At 71.3% G+C, this 16,740-nt stretch carries 15 protein-coding genes; 1 reads left to right on the plus strand and 14 read right to left on the minus strand.

The window, feature by feature from the left end; genetic code table 11:
* Nucleotides 1-21: 21 nt before the first annotated feature.
* The 13 genes from OG439_RS34505 to OG439_RS34565 all read right to left on the minus strand — a co-directional run bounded on the left by OG439_RS34505 (nt 22) and on the right by OG439_RS34565 (nt 14,138).
* A complete protein-coding gene (locus OG439_RS34505; RefSeq protein WP_326944822.1) occupies nt 22-447 on the minus strand; it encodes a hypothetical protein in 426 nt (141 codons plus the stop codon).
* A 132-nt stretch (nt 448-579) separates the two neighbouring features.
* Nucleotides 580-2,469 (minus strand): ATP-binding cassette domain-containing protein, encoded by a 1,890-nt coding sequence (locus OG439_RS34510; RefSeq protein ID WP_326944823.1) that lies wholly within the window; start codon nt 2,467-2,469, stop codon nt 580-582.
* A gap of 5 nt (nt 2,470-2,474) precedes the next feature.
* Nucleotides 2,475-4,277: a protein kinase domain-containing protein gene (locus OG439_RS34515; protein WP_326944824.1), complete on the minus strand. Its 1,803-nt coding sequence runs from the start codon at nt 4,275-4,277 to the stop codon at nt 2,475-2,477.
* A 136-nt stretch (nt 4,278-4,413) separates the two neighbouring features.
* Nucleotides 4,414-7,119: a tetratricopeptide repeat protein gene (locus tag OG439_RS34520; RefSeq protein ID WP_326944825.1), complete on the minus strand. Its 2,706-nt coding sequence runs from the start codon at nt 7,117-7,119 to the stop codon at nt 4,414-4,416.
* Nucleotides 7,110-7,964 (minus strand): hypothetical protein, encoded by an 855-nt coding sequence (locus OG439_RS34525; protein ID WP_326944826.1) that lies wholly within the window; start codon nt 7,962-7,964, stop codon nt 7,110-7,112. Before OG439_RS34525 ends, OG439_RS34520 begins: the two co-directional genes overlap by 10 nt.
* Nucleotides 7,961-8,524 carry a TerD family protein gene (locus OG439_RS34530; protein ID WP_326944827.1) on the minus strand — a complete coding sequence of 188 codons (564 nt, stop codon included), beginning with the start codon at nt 8,522-8,524 and terminating at the stop codon, nt 7,961-7,963. Before OG439_RS34530 ends, OG439_RS34525 begins: the two co-directional genes overlap by 4 nt.
* Nucleotides 8,524-8,958, minus strand: coding sequence for a hypothetical protein (locus tag OG439_RS34535; protein ID WP_326944828.1), 435 nt, complete (start codon nt 8,956-8,958; stop codon nt 8,524-8,526). The genes OG439_RS34530 and OG439_RS34535 overlap by 1 nt, the downstream gene beginning before the upstream one ends.
* 4 nt (nt 8,959-8,962) lie before the next feature.
* On the minus strand, nt 8,963-10,183 hold the full coding sequence (locus OG439_RS34540; protein ID WP_326944829.1) for a toxic anion resistance protein: 1,221 nt from the start codon (nt 10,181-10,183) through the stop codon (nt 8,963-8,965).
* Nucleotides 10,184-10,217: 34 nt separating this feature from the next.
* A complete protein-coding gene (locus OG439_RS34545) occupies nt 10,218-10,793 on the minus strand; it encodes a TerD family protein (RefSeq protein ID WP_326944830.1) in 576 nt (191 codons plus the stop codon).
* Nucleotides 10,794-10,827: 34 nt separating this feature from the next.
* Nucleotides 10,828-11,931: a DUF475 domain-containing protein gene (locus tag OG439_RS34550; RefSeq protein ID WP_326944831.1), complete on the minus strand. Its 1,104-nt coding sequence runs from the start codon at nt 11,929-11,931 to the stop codon at nt 10,828-10,830.
* A gap of 46 nt (nt 11,932-11,977) precedes the next feature.
* Nucleotides 11,978-12,556: a TerD family protein gene (locus tag OG439_RS34555; RefSeq protein WP_326944832.1), complete on the minus strand. Its 579-nt coding sequence runs from the start codon at nt 12,554-12,556 to the stop codon at nt 11,978-11,980.
* Between the two features lie 323 nt (nt 12,557-12,879).
* A complete protein-coding gene (locus tag OG439_RS34560) occupies nt 12,880-13,863 on the minus strand; it encodes a hypothetical protein (protein ID WP_326944833.1) in 984 nt (327 codons plus the stop codon).
* A gap of 32 nt (nt 13,864-13,895) precedes the next feature.
* A complete protein-coding gene (locus tag OG439_RS34565; RefSeq protein WP_326944834.1) occupies nt 13,896-14,138 on the minus strand; it encodes a hypothetical protein in 243 nt (80 codons plus the stop codon).
* A 120-nt stretch (nt 14,139-14,258) separates the two neighbouring features.
* Between OG439_RS34565 and OG439_RS34570 the strand changes: the two genes are divergently transcribed.
* Nucleotides 14,259-16,463: a helix-turn-helix domain-containing protein gene (locus OG439_RS34570; protein ID WP_326944835.1), complete on the plus strand. Its 2,205-nt coding sequence runs from the start codon at nt 14,259-14,261 to the stop codon at nt 16,461-16,463.
* On the opposite strand, the gene OG439_RS34575 is transcribed toward OG439_RS34570, so the two are convergent.
* Entirely contained in the window at nt 16,464-16,730 is a 267-nt protein-coding gene (locus tag OG439_RS34575; protein ID WP_326944836.1) for a hypothetical protein, read from the minus strand.
* Nucleotides 16,731-16,740: the final 10 nt, after the last annotated feature.

The following is a 16,740-nucleotide window of genomic DNA, read 5'->3' on the forward strand; positions in this document are numbered from 1 at the left end:
CGGACGGCGCTCCCGAGCCGGTCAGCAGCGCCGCCGGTGGTAGCTCCACGTCACCGCGGCCAGCAGCGGCGCCCACAGCAGTACCGGCAGGTAACACGCCACGAGCAGGACGTGCCCGGCCGGGTGGGAGAACGCGACGAGCCCGAAGTCCGGGAAGTCCCGGAAGGCGAAGCCCCAGATCACCGCGAGCGCGACGGCCCCGGCCGCCGCCGGCCCGATCGCGGCCCACGGCGCCACGCGCCGCCCACCCAGCAGCGGCACCCACCGCGGCACTCGCTCACCCCACGGCCGCACGAGCCCGAGGGTCAGCAGCGCGAGCGCCTCGGAAACGACACTGAGCCCGACGATGTAGACCGCGTCCCCGCCGACATCGGCGTCCCCGGCCCGAAGCCCGAGCGGCACCCCGGCAACCAACGCGATCCGCCACAACCCGGACGGCAAGGTCACCAAAGGCACCAGATGCGCAGCGACCACGGCCCAGCGAGGAGGCGTTGTTGTCATGAGCCCGATCTTCGACGCGCGACCGGCGCGAGCACTCCCTCCCAGGGTTGAACCGGCCGGGACCCGCGAGGGAACGGCTCAGGTCCGGCGCTGCCGGCCCGTCCGGACCGCGACCAGCACCGTGCACGCCGCCGCCGTCAGCAGGAGCGCGCCCGCCGAGGCCAGCCACCACGGCCAGTCGTGGGTCCACAGGTCGTCCTGGGACACGGCCGGTCCGGTCAGCTTGAGGTCCACGGTGGACGCCCCGGCCGCGTACCCCCACCGCGCCGGCGCCAGCCACGACAGCTCGGCCAGCACCGGCCGGCCGGTGACCGGGATCATCCCGCCGCACAGCACCAGTTGCGCCATCACCGTCACGACGAGCACCGGCGTCGTCTGCTCGATCGAGCGCACCAGCGCCGACCCCAGCAGGCTGAACAAGCACGACGCCAGCGTGGTCAGCCAGACGGCGACCACGAGCTCGACCACCGGCCGGGGCAGCAGCACCGCGGACACCGGACCCGGCTTGACCGTCGTCACGACCCCGACGAGCAGTACCGACTGGACGGCGGACACGAGTGCGAAGACGCCCGCCTTCGCGAGCGCGTAGGACCCCGGCCGCAGCCCGACCGCGCGTTCCCGCAGGAAGATCGCGCGTTCGGCGACGGCTTCCCGCGCCGACGCGGCCGCGCCCATGAACGCCGCGCCGACGAACACCAGCACGAGCATCTGCGCGGCTTCCGTCGGGTGGTCCGGTACGGACCGCCGCAGCCCCTCGTGCCCGGGCACGGCCAGCGCGAGCACCGCGAGGACGACCGGGACGAGCAGCAGGAACAGGGCGTAGCCACGATCCGCGAGGATGAGGCGCAGGTGCCGGGACACCAGCGTCCTGACCTGGGGCCACAGCCCGGCGTTGACCGGCGGCGGTTCCGCGGCCGTGTCCGGCGCGGCCGCGGGAGCGACCGGGGACGGCTGGTGCGGTGGGGCCGCACCCGAGACCACCCGGTCGAAGATCTCCGCCCAGTCGGCCGTGCCGAACCGCGCCCGCAGCTCCGCGGGCCGCCCGCTGAACACCGGGACACCACCGGGCGCCAGCAGCAGCACGAGGTCGCAGTCCTCCAGGTTGGTGACGTTGTGCGTGACGACGATGACCGTCCGGCCCGCGTCGGCGAGTTCGCGCAGCCGGCCCATGATCTGCTTGTCCAGCGCGGGATCCAGGCCGGAGGTCGGCTCGTCGAGCATCAGCAGCGACGGCGCGGTCAGCAGTTCGAGCGCGATCGAGACGCGCTTGCGCTGCCCGCCCGACAGCCGGTGGATGGGCGTTCGCGCGTGCTCGGTGAGCCCGACCTCCGCCAGGGTCTCCGCCACCCGCTGCCGCCGCGCGGCCGCGCCGGTGTCCTCGGGCAGGCGCAGCCGCGCCGCGTAGGTCAACGCACTGCGTGCGGTCAGCCGCGTGTGGACGACGTCGTCCTGCGGCACGACCCCGACGCGCCGGGCGACCGCCGAGCGCTGGCGGTGCATGTCGTAGCCGTCGTAGGTGATCCAGCCACTGGTCGGCGCGACCTCCCCGGACAGGACCTTCAGCAACGTCGACTTTCCCGCGCCCGACGGCCCGACCACGGCGACCAGCTGCCCGGGCCGCAGGTCGAGGGAGATCCCCGACAGCAGGGACCGGCCGCCGACCGCGAACCCGGCGTCGTCGGCGACCAGCCGGGTCCGCTCCCCGTTCGTCGTGACCAGGTTGTCCCCGTCGACGCGCAGATCCGTTGCCCCGACGGTGATCCGGTCACCGTCGGCCAGCGGCGCGCGGCCTGCGACCGGGAGGCCGTTGACCAGCGTCGGGTTGCGGCTGCCGAGGTCGGTCAGCCGCCACGCCCCGCCCACGCGTTCCAGCCGGGCGTGCCGGCGGGAGACCTGCAGATCACCCAGCACGATGTCGTTGTCGGACGCCCGGCCGATGGTGATCCGGACCCGGTTGCCGATCCACACGCCGGTCAGCCGGTCGTGGTCGGCGTGGAGGTCGGCACCTCACCGGGCAGCCCGAGCAGCTCCGCGGTGCCGAGCACGATGTAGTTGCCACCGCAGCACAAGCGCTGGTTTCCGCCGACGCTCTCCCACTGGAACCGCAGCCGGAGCACACCGCTGACATCGAGGTCCACCGGCACCGGCGCGCCGAAGGACACCGGCTTGTTGAAGATCTCGCGACCGTCGGCGAAGATCTCCAGCTGCACCTTCAAGGACGAGTCGATCGCGTTGTCGTCGATACCCGCGGTCGCGGTGAATTTCCGGAATCCCTTGGAGACGTTGTACTCCACGAGATCGGTCCGTGAGCTCGCGTCCACGCCGGCCCCGACCGCGTGCAAGTAGTTCTTGCCGGCGATGTCGGTGCTCTTGATGTCCCGCCACTCCCCGCTCGCCGGACGCACCGAGTCGAGGTAGACCACCTCCGCCTGATGGGCCACCGTGAGCGTCACCGCGCCGCCGATAGCCGCGCCGGCCACCGGGTCCTGCTCGATCACTGTGCCGTCGGCAGCTGTGGCGTCGATCTTGTCCACCGTGGTCACCTGGATGCCGGGCAACGTGTCCTGTGCGTCCGCCAGCTTCTTGCCCACTACTTCGGGCATCACGCTGGGTTTCGCCGTCGTGGTCGCTGATGGCGCGTCGACAGCGGGCACCGGCGTGGGCGCCGCGGAGGTCGTCGGCGCGGCCGGCGCCTGCGCCGCACCGGTGCTCTGCGTGGGCCGGAAGACGAACCAGCCACCGAGCAGCATCGCCAGGACGACGAACAAGGTCAGCACGACCCGGCCCTTGCGGCGCCGCCTGCGCGGGGTCACGTCGACTCCGGTGGACCGGCCCGGCGGCGGGCTCGTGACGGGCCGGCGCGGCGGTGGAGGCGGCGGCGCGGGGGTGCCGAACACGGTCTCCGTGCCGAGGCTCGTTTCGTTCAGCGGCACGGGTTTCGGCGGCGTGGTCAGCGGGAGCACGAGCGGCTGGCTCATCAGTTCCAGGACCAGCGCGTCGAGGATGGTGGCGACCTGCTGAGCCGATTCGGGCCGGTCCGCCGGCCGCTTGGCCATCAGCCAGCACAGCACGTCCCACAGCTGGTCGGGGACGCCCGCCGGGCGGCCGGGCATCGCGCTCTCGTGCAACCGGATCACGGCGAACGTCGACTGCCCGGCGAACGGCGTGACGCCGCAGCACAGTTCGTACAGCAGGATGCCGAGTGAGTACAGGTCCGACGCCGGGGTGGCTTCGAGGCCCTTGCCCAGTTCCGGGGCGAGGTACTGCGGCGTCCCGACCAGCAGCGAGCGGCGGCCGAGGTCGGTGGCGGTCGCCAGCCGGGAGATACCGAAGTCCGTCAGGCGCGGCACGGTCCCGTCCATCAGGACGTTCTCCGGCTTGACGTCGCGGTGCACCACCCCGGCCTGGTGCACGGCCGCGAGCGCGGCCGCCACGCCGGCGCCGATGCGGGCGACTTCGGCCGGCAGCAACGTCTTCTCGGCGGACAGGCGGGCCCGCAGGTCCCCGCCGCCGATCAGGTCCATCACGATCGCCACCGTCTCGCCTTCGACGACGAGGTCGTGCACCCCGACCAGGTTCGGGTGCCGCAGGCCGGTCAGGATGGACCGTTCCTGCAGGAACCGCGCGACCAGCTCGGGGTCCTCGACGAGTTCGTCCCGCAGCACCTTGAAGGCGTAGGTCTTTCCCTGCTCGTCGGAACCGGCGAAGACCCGCCCCATCGCACCCGTGCCCAGCTGGTCCCCCAGCCGGTACCGGCTCCCCAACGGCTTTTCCATGCGAAGACCTCCGCGCTGCATTTCGATTACCGACGCCCAGGGAAATCAATCCGGCGCCACCTTTTGTTACGCATTACGGCACCGCCGGTGTGAAGCGTGATATTCCCCGAAGAAAGACGACAAAAGCACGACAGGATCAGTCCTGCTCGGGTTTCTTCTTCCCGAAGAGGTCGTCGAGGTAGGGAAAGGCCTGCCAGAGGAACTGCGGCAGGTTCATCAGCGCGCGGGTGACCCAGGCACGCGTCCGAAGGTCGGAACGCAGGCCGAGGGATTCGCTGATCCCTTGCTCGGCCTCGACGACGAGCGGGACCGCCTCGGCCTTGTGCCCGGTCAGCACGAGCGCGATCCCGAGGTCGAGCTGGGTCATCATGGTGTCGGGGTGGTGCGGCCCGATCGATTCCCGCTGCTTTTCCAGCAGCGGTCGCAGGATTTCGACGACTTCGGCGTACTGCTTGAGCTGCGCGTGCGCCTGCCCGGTCGAGTACCGCAACCAGTGGTACAGCGGGTGGTGCTCGCGGAACACTTTCCGGACGGCCGGCTCGAGGGCCGCGAACTCCCGCAGCGCCCGTTTCGGGCGACCGCGGGTGACGGACGTCCGGGCGCACCGGACACCGGCGGCCAGAGTCAGCGGGCTGTCGGCGCCCAGCAGTCCGGCGAGGCTTTCGCGCGCGGCTCGCAGGTGCGATTCGAGGGCGTCCCAATCTTCGTCGTGCACCTTGAGCTCGGTGAGCTCCAGTGTCATTTCGGCTTCGGCGTGGACGCCGATCGCCTCCAGCCGCAGTGGGTGCCGTTCGTGGTCCGGCGTGTCGTGCTCGCGGATGATCGCCTCGGCGATCACCCGCGCCTGCTTGATGTCGCCGGTGATGATCCGCAGCCTGGCCAGTTCGAGCCGCGCCCGCGCATCGGAATCAGCCGGCTCGAGCAGTTCGAGGGCCTCGCGGAACCGTCCGCGCAGGCGCATGGCGACGGCGAGGAACACCCGGGCTTCGCCGCTTTCCTTCGCCGGCAGGTCATCCGGGATTTCGGCCGGCCACAGCGGACCGGCCTTCGCGTACTGGCCCAGCTGGTCCAAGGCGCGAGCTGCCGTCAGCCGCGCGCGGAAACCGTCGTGGCCCGCGGCGTTGACCAACGACTCACAGACTTCGGCGGCCCTGGCGAAGTCCCCCGCCTCGACGAGTACGGCGGCCGCGGCGATCCGGTCGGCCGCCAACGTCCCCGCCCGAGTCAGGATCCGGTCCGCCGCGGCCCGCGCCGCGACGACGTCACCCTGCTGCCGGAACCAGTCCAGCCCGGCCCTCAGCAGCCGAGACCGGTCGCCGGGTGGCACGCACCTGTGCTCCGCGAGGGCCGCCGCGTGCTGGTGGACGTAACGGGTCTCCGGGGACAGCCCGAGCACGGCGGACGCGGCGCGGCGGGTGAGGTCGTCGTCGAGCCGGACGGTTTCGCGGACCAGCGCGTGCACGTCCCAGTCGGTCCCGAGGTGGGTCAGCAACCCCCGGTCGGTCAGCTGCTCGACCGCGGCGGCGACGTTCTCGCCGTCCAGCACCCGCTGCACCAGTGCGGACGAAACCGGCGCCGCCGACAGGGCCGCCGCGACCCGCAGGACCCGTTGCGCGGTCTCGGTGCACCGGCCGACCTCGTCCCGCAGCACGTCGACGACGTCGTGCTTGGCTCGGGCGAGCAGATCGATCTCGGTCACGTCGGCCGCACCGCGGCGGGCGCGAAAGGAGTTGAGGACGCTCACCAGCACCGTCGGATGGCCGCCACACCGCTCGACGAGCCGGCGCACGGCCGCGAGCTCACCGGGGTCCGCCGAGCCGACGATCTCCGTGTACAGCACCGAACCTTCGTCCTCGGACAGGCCACCGAGGTCGACGGTGGGCGCCGGCCACGCGGGATTGCCGGTTCTCGTGGTGACGACGGTCCGGATGAGCGACGTCGGCATGACGAGGTCGTCGAGCTCCTCGCGCGAGAGCCCGGACGGGACGTCGTCGAGGATCCACAGCTGCTCGGCTACGACGCGCCGGGCGACCAGGGCGCGGACCTGGTCCGGCGGCAAGTCGGTGACGTCGGCACCCAATTCGGTGGCGATCCCGCGGACCTGCGCGTCGAACTGCCCGAGCGCGCCCGCCGGGTCGTCGTGGCCGAACAGGCTGAGCCACCGCACGCCACCGGGGAAGGCGTCGCGGAAGAGGAACGCGTACTGCTCGGCCAAGCTGGTCTTCCCGAGCCCGGCGAACCCGCGGACGACGGCGAGCGCCGTCGACGTACGGGGCATGGCCGGCGGCAGCTCGCGCGTGTGCAGGGCGGTGTGGATCGCCCAGAGCTGCCGGTACCGGCCGACGAACCGGCGTGGCCGGAGCAGCCGCGGCAACAGCGGCGCCGTGCTGCGTGCCGCACCCAGCGGGGTCCCGGCCGCATGGACCACCTCGGCGACCCGCTCGGCGATCCGAGTCCGCTCCCGGTCGTCGTGGGGTGCACTGACGTACGCGGCGTCCTGCAGCTCCACCGGAGCGATGTGGTCGCCGTCGTGCTCCGGGTTGACCACGAGCACGCGCAGCCGGGGATCCCCCAGTGCCTGGGCCGCGATGAACGCCGACGTCAGCTCCCACTGGCACGCGTACCTGGTCGGGAACCGGCGTGAGTAGAAGGCGAGCAGCACTTTCGACGTCGCCAAGGCCGCGTCGAGCCCCTCGGTGATGCCGTCGAACGGCCGGATCTCTTCGCTGTCCCGGAAGACCCGCAGTCCGGCGGCCTTCAGCGCGCGCTCGAGCCGGAGCACCTCGGTGATGTCCGACCAGGTGAAGCTGAGGAAGACGTCGTAGGGCTGTGTCACGGGCACCCGCCGAGGTCGTCCAGCCTGCTGATCCGCGGGAAGCCGAACGCCTCGCAGGCGGCCCGCGGCAACGAGAACGCCTCGGCGGCCTCCGCGCGCAGGACCAGCTCCCCGCCGACGTTGCAGATCGACAGGGGCACGCTCACGCGTCCCGGTCGTTCGAGTGGCAGTTCGAACCGGCAGCCGTCCCAGGTCGTCACCACGAGCGCGCCCGGCTCGGCCGGGGTGGCCGCGGGGAAGACCGCGAGCACGACCAGCCGGGTGAGCAGCCGCACTTGCCGCAGGTCCACGGCCACCGACCGGCGCCGGACCGCCAGGAACGGCGTCCGGGACGCCGGTGGAGCCGCGGTCCCGGGCCCGATGAGCGCGGACCGGCCGTCGGCCAGGTCGTAGGCGCAGGCGAGTTCGACACCGCCCGCGGGAACCGCTTCGACGGTCAGCAGGCCGATCCCGCTCTGCAGGCGGTCCAGGGTCACGGCCGGCACCTTCGGCCCGAGCAGCATCCGGGTGCCGGGGCGGGCCCGGACGACCAGCGGACCGGTCCGTCGCGAGGGCGCTGGGCGCCGGGCGGACGGGGCCGTCGCGGGCCGGCCGGAAAGCTCCGGCGACGCGCCGGAAGAAGCCGACGGCTCGGACAGATCCAGCGAGGCACCGGGAGAAACCGCCGGCCCGGCCGGCAAGTCCGGCGACAGCCCGGACGACGCCGGAGCGGGCTCGCCGGACAGGTCCAGCAACCTGCCGGAGGGAACCGGGGGCGGCTCAACCGCGGGTGTGGTCCGGCGCCGGCGCCGGAGGAACCCGACGTCGACGCGGGGCACCGAGCGGGCAGGCGTCCCGAAGTCGGGGGTCATCGCGTGACCCCGTAGTCCTGGGCCAAGCCGGCGATGCCGGCCCGGTAGCCCTCGCCCAGCACCTTGAACTTCCAGCCGCCGTTGTGCCGGTAGACCTCGCCGAGGGCCAGCGCCGTCTCGCCGTCGAGCGTGGTCGCGAGGTTCTCCGAGCGGACCAGCTCCCGCTCGCCGCGCGGGTCCAGGGCCCGCACGGTCAGCTCCCGGAGCCGGCCGAGTGCACGGCGCAAGCCGTTGCCCTCGTTGACGTACAGCACGACGACGATCCGCGAGACCTCCGCGGGCACCTCGGCGAACACGACTTCGACCTGCTCGAGGTCGTCCCCGGTGACCTCCGCCGCCATGCCGACCGAGCCGCTGGGCTCGGTGAGCTGGTTGAAGAAGACGAAGTGCTCGCCGGACAGCGCCCGGCTCCCGCGATCGCACAGGATCGCCGCCAGCACAACGCTGTCGGCGAGCGCCCGTTCCGGGCCCGCGTCGCACCGGACACCGAGGACGACGCCCGGCAGGTCCGGGATTTCCCGGGTGAGCTCGACGTTCGAGCCGCGTCTGAGAGAGGCCATCACAGGTCCAGATCGGAGTTCGAGAACTTGGTGCGGAGGAACTTCTCCTGCGTGCGCATGGCGTCCGCCGCTTTGGCGCGTTCGGCTTCCCGGAGCGAAACCACCTCGTCGAGCAGCGACTCGAGCTGGTCGAGCAGCGACGCGGCGGGGCCGGGTCCGGTGTCCCCCACGGTGAGGAACGTCTTCAGGGTCGTCGGCACGTGGTCGGTCAGCAAGCCGGTGACCGCGACGGAGGTGTAGCTGTCGAGCGGCCCGGCCAGCTCGGCCAGCACGTCGGTGATCTCCCGCGCGGTCACCACGGCCGCCGGCGGCAGCTGCCCCGACCGGGCGTTCACGTACCGGACCAGCGCCGCCAGCTCGGCCCGCAACGCCTCCGGGCCGAGTTCTGGCCGGCCCTCGGTCAGGGGCAGCAGCTCTCTGCGTCGCCAGGCCATCGGCTCAGCCCGCGCCTTCGTGCCGGCGGGTGCGTTCGAGGTAGGGCTTCGCGCGGTCGATCTGCCCCTCGAGGGCCGCGACCGTCTCCAGCATCGAATCCGCGGCCTGGGCCCGGAAGGTGTCCAGGGCGTCCATGGTCGCGAAGATGTTGTCGAACGCGGACTGCAGCTTCGAGATGTCGATCGTCGACGAAGCCGCCTGCTGGTTGATCTCCGCGCCTTGCTGCTGGAGCTGCCGCGACGTCGCTTCGATCAGGTCCGACGTCGTCGTGTTGAGCGCCGTGACCTGCTGGAGCACGAGCTTCTGCCGGGCCAGCGCCTGCGAGACGACGACCGCGGTCCGCAACGCGGAGATGGTCGTCGTCTGCGCGCGGTCGACGCCCTTGATCAGTTCGATGTTGTTGCGGCGGACCAGGTCGAGGGCCATGTACCCCTGCACCGAGACCGCCATCTGGGTCAGGATGTCCTGCCGCCGCTGCCGGATCCCGAACAACGCGTCGGTCTTCAGCGTGTCCGCCTCCTGCACCCGTCCGACCGCCTCGAGATCGCCGATCTTCCGCGCGACCTCGGCGTCGAGCGCGCCGGCGAGCTCGTTGTACTCGGTGAGCTTGCCCATCGTGGCCCAGAGGTTGGCTTTCTCGGTCTCGATGCTCGCGTTGTCCTTGCGCAGCTCGTCCTGCCCGGAGTCCAGCGACCGGATGATGGCGTTCAGGTGCGACTGCGCGGTCTGGTACTTGGCGAAGTAACGCTCGATCCGGTCACCGCCCGGCAGGAACTTCAGCAGCTTGCGCACACCCTTGAGGTCCGCGCGGTTCGGGTCGAGGTCCGTGATCGTCGCGCGGAGGTCGATGAGCGTCGTGGACACGCGGGTCTGGGCGTCGTCGTGGTGCCGGCCCCGGCCGGGAAGGGCGGCGGCGGGGCGTTCGAGCATCCGGTTGGACATGCCCGCCGCCGCCCGCATGTCCCGGTCGCCCATGCTGGTGATGCCGGTGATCTTCTGGGTGTACGCCGGGGAATGGACGTCCAGTTCCGCCAGCTCCGCGACGAACTGCCGGGCCTTCCGCTGCAGCTCTTCCTGCTTGCCGGGAGCCAGCGGCACCGCACCGGCGGCCTCCTGCTGGGCGACGACCTGGACCGGGGCCGGTGGCACGAGGAAGAGCTCGTTCCCGGACGGCCCGGCCGGGGACGACGACGGCGGCGGGCCGCCGAGTTCGAGATCGGACATCGGAACACCTCCTGGGTCTGGGTCGCCGATCGGGTCAGAGGTACCGGGACACCGCGGGCAGCAGGTCCCGGAACGTCTTGCCCAGGGCCGCCGCGCCGATGGCGGTCATCGACCAGCCGCTGCGGTCGCGCGTGAGCTTCGCCATGATCTGCGCGGTGTGCCGGCCGGACCCGGAAAGGTCGTACCGGGCGATCTCGCCTTCGTCCGACTCGTCCACGAGCCGGCAGTAGGCGTTCTCGATCTGCGAGAAGTCCTGGCCGGTGAAGGAGTTGACGGTGAAGACGATCGCGGTGACCTGACCGGGGACCTTGGTGAGGTCGACGCGGATCGACTCGTCGTCGCCGTCACCGTCCCCGGTGACGTTGTCGCCGGTGTGCCGGACCGCACCGTCGGTGCTGGTCAGCTGCTTGAACCAGACCTGGTCGACGAGCCGGCCACCGACGTCGAAGAGCAGCGCGGAGGCGTCGAGGTCGATCGTCTGCGACCGGCTGCCGAACAGGCCGCGCTTCTTCATGGCGTCCCAGCCGAGGCCCATCCGGACCTGCGTCAGCGTGCCGCCGTCCGCTTTGGTCAGCGAGACACGCTCGCCCTTGCTCAGTGTCACAGTCATCTTCCGGTTCCTTTCGTGGGTGGATTGCGTCCGCTCAGTGGGCGGAGGTCAGGCGGGCCGGGCCGGCTCCGACGTCGGTCACCGGCGGCGTGCCGCGGGACAGCCGGCGGTTCCGGACGACCGACGACAACAGCGCCGTGCCGATGAACCCGATGCCGATCAGACCGGTGACGATCTCGGGCACCTCGTACCGGATGGTGCACAGCAGCAGCACGGCCAGCGCCCCGATCGCCCACTGCGCGCCGTGCTCGAGGTAGGCGTATTCGCTGAGCGTGCCGTTGCGGACGAGGAAGACCGTCAGCGCGCGGATGTAGGCGGCGCCGATACCCAGGCCGATCGCGATGACGACCGGGTCCGACGTGATGGCGAACGCCCCGATGACGCCGTCGAAGCTGAAGCTCGCGTCCATCACCTCGAGGTAGAGGAACAGAGCGAACGCGGCCTTGCCGGCCAGCGCCACCGGGCCACCGCGCGGCCGTGCCTCGGCCTCGGCCTCGGTCGGCTCGAACAGCTCACCCAGCCCGCTCACCAGCAGGTAGGTGATCAGCCCGAGAGCGCCGGAGACGAGCACGCTCACCGGCTTTCCCGACGGCGCCAGGAAGTCCGCGGTCAGCAGGAGCGCGCCGGCCGCGACGACCACCGAGAGCTGCTTCAGCCGGCCGATCCGGGCGAGCGGGCGTTCCAGCCACGACAGCCAGGTGAGCTCCCGCTCCTCGAAGATGTAGTTCAGGAACAGCATCAGGAGGAACACACCGCCGAACGCGGCGATGGCCGGGTGCGCCTCGTGCAGGACGAAGGCGTAGGTGCCGGGGGTGTGGACGTCGCCGCCGGCCATGGCGAGGTGGTACGCACCGGCCGGCGACAGCTTCGCGGTCAGGCAGACCACGACGACCGGGAACAGCAGCCGCATCCCGACGACGGCCACGAGGATGCCGACCGTCAGGAACAGCCGCTGCCACTTCTGGTTCATCCGCCCGAGCACGCTCGCGTTCACGACCGCGTTGTCGAACGAAAGCGAGATCTCGAGAACGGCGAGCACGGCGGCGACGGCGAGACCTAGCGTTCCGCCGTAGAGGAACGCCAGTGCCAGGCCGCCCACCGTGATCGCGAACGAGCCGCCGAATGTCTTCAGTACCATTTCACACCCACATCCGTGTGCGTTTCTCCCGGCGGTCCCCGACGCCTCAGACGGCGTTGATCCCGTAGTCCTTGGCGATTCCGGACAGGCCAGAGGTGTAGCCCTGGCCGACGGCGCGGAACTTCCAGTCACCGCCGTTGCGGTAGAGCTCACCGAAGACCATCGCGGTCTCGGTGGACGCGTCTTCCGAAAGGTCGTAACGCGCGAGCTCGGCGCCGTCCGCCTGGTTCACGACCCGGATGAACGCGTTCCGGACCTGGCCGAAGGCCTGTCCGCGGGTCTCGGCCTCGTAGATGGAAACCGGGAACACGATCTTGTCGATCTCGGCCGGCAGGCCCGCGAGGTCGACGGTGATCTGCTCGTCGTCGCCGTCGCCGCCGCCGGTCAGGTTGTCGCCGGTGTGCCGCACGGCACCGTCCGGTGTGGTCAGGTTGTTGAAGAAGACGAAGTGCTTGTCGGACAACGCGTTGCCGTCCGTCCCGAGTGCGATCGCGCTGGCGTCCAGGTCGAACTTCTCGCCGCTGGTCGTCCGCTCGTCCCAGCCGAGGCCGACCGTGACGGCACTGAGGCCCGGCGCCTCCTTGGTCAGTGAAACATTGCCACCCTTGCTCAGGCTCACGCCCATTTTTCCTCCTCGGAACACGACGAACAATCGACAATGCGTGTGCACCGCCGAAAATGTCATCGGCGACAGATACCACCCAGTCGCCGGAAACGGCCGCCGTGTTACCGGCCATCGCATTGTCACAACGGGATATCGGACGCCCTTGGACACGTCATGCGGAACTGTCGTGGTTTTGTCGTGTCTTCGGCGATCCGTTCCGGACGCCGGTGCGGCATTGTTACGAGGAGGCGTTCAGGGCGAGGAGGAGCATGACGCGTGCACCGCGGAACCGGCTCACTCCGGCCTGCCCGGACGCGAGAGCGGCCCGGCGCCGGACCACCGGGTCAGGACGCCGGCTGCCAGCCGACGCCGTAGGACCTCGCGGGCTCGAGACCGTGGAACCCCGTGCGCACCTCGCCCGCGCTGTCGAGGAAGAGCGGCTTCCGTGCCGGCAGCGGGTCCTCCGCGTCCTTCGAGAAGTCACCGTCGATGCGCCAAAGCCGGGACGGCAAGGCTTCCCGGTCGAACCGGACATTGAGGTCGAACTGCTCGCACGGGAATTCCGGGGTGCAGCAGTAGAAGGGCGCCGGCAGTTCCTCCAGCCGGATGCGGAAGAAGAACTCGTGCTGGTCGCCGGCGTCGAGCACCCGCGGGGGCCGCAGCCGGAACGCCACCCGGGTGGCGGAGACCATCCGCACGGAATGCACCTCACCCCCCGCGACGACGTCGATGCCGAGCTTGGAGAGGTCGGGACGAGCGGTTGTGCTGGTGGGCCGGGCGAGGGAAACACCGTGGTCGATTTCGGCGAGGCCGGCGACGTGGCTGATGATCCGGCGGGTCTCGAAGACTTCGGCGCCGGACGGCGAAAGGGTCAGCTGCACCGCCAGCGTGGAGGTGTGCCACGGCCCCTTCTGGCCGAGGACCGGCGATCGCCCGTAGGCGGGCGGCGACTCGTACGCGGCTTCGGCGATGAGGTAGATGACGTCGTCGGCGCGGCGTTGCATCGTGCGCACGTTGCGGTCGGCCCCGCTGCCCAGCAGTTCGAGCCGCGCGGTGTAGCGCTCGTTCGCGCCGGTGCCGAAGCCCAGCACGATCCGGGCGGTTTCCCGCTGCGACTCGGACAGCTTCTCGATCAGCGTGCGAAGCGTGGTGACAACCTTGCCGCGGACCGTCCCCGGGTTGTCGTCCTCGCGGACGCCGCACACCTCGCGCAGCCGTTCGCCGACTGCGTCGGGCAGGGTCTTCGCCTGGACGCCCAGCCCTTTGCGAAGGGCTCGCAGCTCCGCTGAGAGCGCGTTGATCTTCGCGTCGGCCGCCTCCTGAGCCAAGCCGCACCTCCGTCTTGGTCGTTGCGGGGAGTCTACTCATCTTCCTTGACGACCACGACGTCGTCACCCGTTTCCTCGGTGTTTCCCAATCTCGGGAAACGATGCAGGCCGGCCCGGCGCGTGACGTTTCCCGGCCCGGAGGCAACGCGAAACGCCTGCCGAAAGCGAAATCCGCGAGTGAGGCTTGTGTCGTCGAAATCCTTCGACGACACAGGGAACTCGCGGCCCGGCAACGGCGGCGAGCGGACTCCGGAAAGGGTGAATGCGATGCACACGCACCTCATCATCGTGCTCAGCCAGCTCGTTTCACTGCTGGGCTGACCAGGTCGGAAGCCGGCGGGCCCGGGCCGCCGGCCGACCTTCCCAGATACGGCCGAGCACAGGATGATTGCGGAATGAAGGACTTTGGAGAGGAATTGCGACGACGGCGGATATCGGTCGGTATGTCACTGACCGGCCTGGCGGCCGCGGTACATTTCACCAAGGGCTACCTCAGCAAGGTGGAGAACGGCAAGTCCCGGGTGAACCGGGAGCTGGCCAAGGCCTGCGATCGCGCGCTCGGCGCCGACGGGGAACTGCTCGCGCTGGTCACCGAACCGGCGCTGCCCGCCCGCCGGAACGCCGGCGGGATTGTCGGCCTGCCGGACGGCGGCCGTTACTTCGTCGGCCGGGAAAGCGAGCTCGACGCGCTTTCCGCGCTGCTCGGGACCGCGGACGGCGCCCGGGTCGGCGTCGTGCACGGAATGGCCGGGGCCGGGAAGACGGCGCTGGCCGTCACCGCCGCGCGGCGGGCCGCGCCCGCGTTCCCGGACGGCTGCCTCTTCTTCGACCTCCGGGGGTTCACCCCCGGTGCGACCGAGCTTTCCCCCGCCGAGGCCCTGCGCCGGCTGCTGCGGCTGCTGGACGTCTCGGCCGAGCAGGCGCCCGCCGACGACGACGGCTTGGCCAATCTGGTCCGCGACCAGCTGCGCGGGCGCCGGATGATCCTCGTGCTCGACAACGTGCGCTCGGCGGAGCAGATCCGGCCGATCGTCTCGGGCGACACGGCGTCCCGCATCCTCGTCACCAGCCGGGGCCGGCTCCCCGCGCTCGACGACGCCTGGCACTTCCCGGTGGACGTCCTGCCGCTCGACGACGCGGTCCGCCTGTTCCGGTCCATCGCCGGCGGCCGCGCGCCGGCCGATGAGGACCTGGCCACCGAGATCGTCCGGCACTGCGGCCGGCTCCCGCTGGCGATCCGGATCGCGGCCGCCCGGTTCGTCGCCGGCGGCTGGACGGCGGCGCGGCTGCGGGACCGGCTCGCCGACGAGAACACCCGGCTCGGGGCGCTGGACGACGGCGAGCGGAGCGTCGCCACGGTCTTCGCCGTGTCCTACGCGTCCTTGCCGCCCGACCAGCGGCGGCTGCTCGGCCTGCTCACCCTCCACCCGCCGACCGCGGCGGAAGCGGCGTCGGTGGAAGCCTTGGCCGGCCTCGGCCCCGCCGAAACGGACCGGCTGGTCGACCGGCTGCACGACGCCCACCTGGTCGTCCGCGACGAACGGGGGTGCGTCGAAGTCCACGACCTGATGCGGATGTTCGCGTTGGAGCACGCGCTGCCCGAGGTCGGGGCCGCGGACCAAGAGGTCGCGGCCGCCCGGTTGACCGAACACGCCGTGGCGACCACGATCGCCGCCGACGAACTGGTGGAGCCCCACCGGTTCCGGCCGCCCACCGGGTTGACGCCGCCGTCCTCGGTGCCGTTCACCGACGCGGACTCCGCGTTCGCGTGGCTGGGCGCGCAGTGGCCGACGCTGGTCGAGATCGTCGATTCCGCTGCCCGGCACCGGTTGTACGACCGCTGTTGGCAGCTGGCGTTCGTGCTCCGCGCGTACTTCTTCCGCGAGAAGCTGTTCGAGCCGTGGATCCGGACCCACCGCCGCGCGCTCGAAGCCGCGCGGACAGCCGGCGACCCGAGCGCGACCGGGATGATCCTCAACAACCTGGGCATGGCCCACGTCGAATCGGGCCGCGTCGACGAAGCCATCCGATGCCACCGGCAGGCGCAGGAGCAGTTCGCGCTGGCCGGCGACGACCGGGGAGCGATCGACGCGCTCTCCAGCCTGGCGTGGGCCCGGCTCTACCACGGTGAAGCCGAGACGACGCTGACCGACCTGACGACGGTGCTGGCCGTCTACCGCCGCACCGGGCGCACCCGCAACGTCGTCATCGCGCTTCGCGGGATCGCCTTGGCGGCGGCCGCGTTGGACCGGATCCCGGAGGCGCTCACCGCGGCGCGGGAAGCGCGTGAGCTCGCCCAGCTGCCGATCGACCGCGCGATGTCGGCCAACTGCGAGGCGTGGGTCCGGTTCCGCGACAGCCACTGGGAGGACGCCGAGCGCTGCTACACCGACGCGGCCGAGCTGGCCGACGACGCGGGCAGCGAATACGAGCGGGCGCGGGCGCTCACCGGGCTGGGCAACGCGGCGGCCGCCCGCGGGAACCGGCGAGCGGCGGCTCGCTGGTGGGCGGAGGCCGCCGCGTACCGGGTGACCCTCGATCCTTCGGTGCTCGGTGAGGCCGAGAGCCACCGGCGGCTGGCCGCCGTCGACACCCGCTGATCAGAAGATGATGAAGAAGATGAGCCGTTTCGCCTGCCAGGTCCAGATCCGCCACGCGTAGGAGGCGCTCAGCGCACCCAGGGCGAGCCCGATGAGGCCGGGGAAGACCGACGCGTTCGACAGCAGGACGAAGCCACCGATCGTCAGCACGAGGGTCCAGGCCGTCCACAGCAGGCCGTAGCCCGCCCGCTTCGCCTCGCTGTAGGGACGGACTGCGGTGGTCGGGCCCGGCACCGGGCCGGCAGGGGTCTGCGGTTCCGCACTCATGTTTTCTCCT

Source organism: Amycolatopsis sp. NBC_01307, assembly GCF_035975215.1.
In the GTDB taxonomy this organism is placed as follows: Bacteria; Actinomycetota; Actinomycetes; order Mycobacteriales; family Pseudonocardiaceae; genus Amycolatopsis.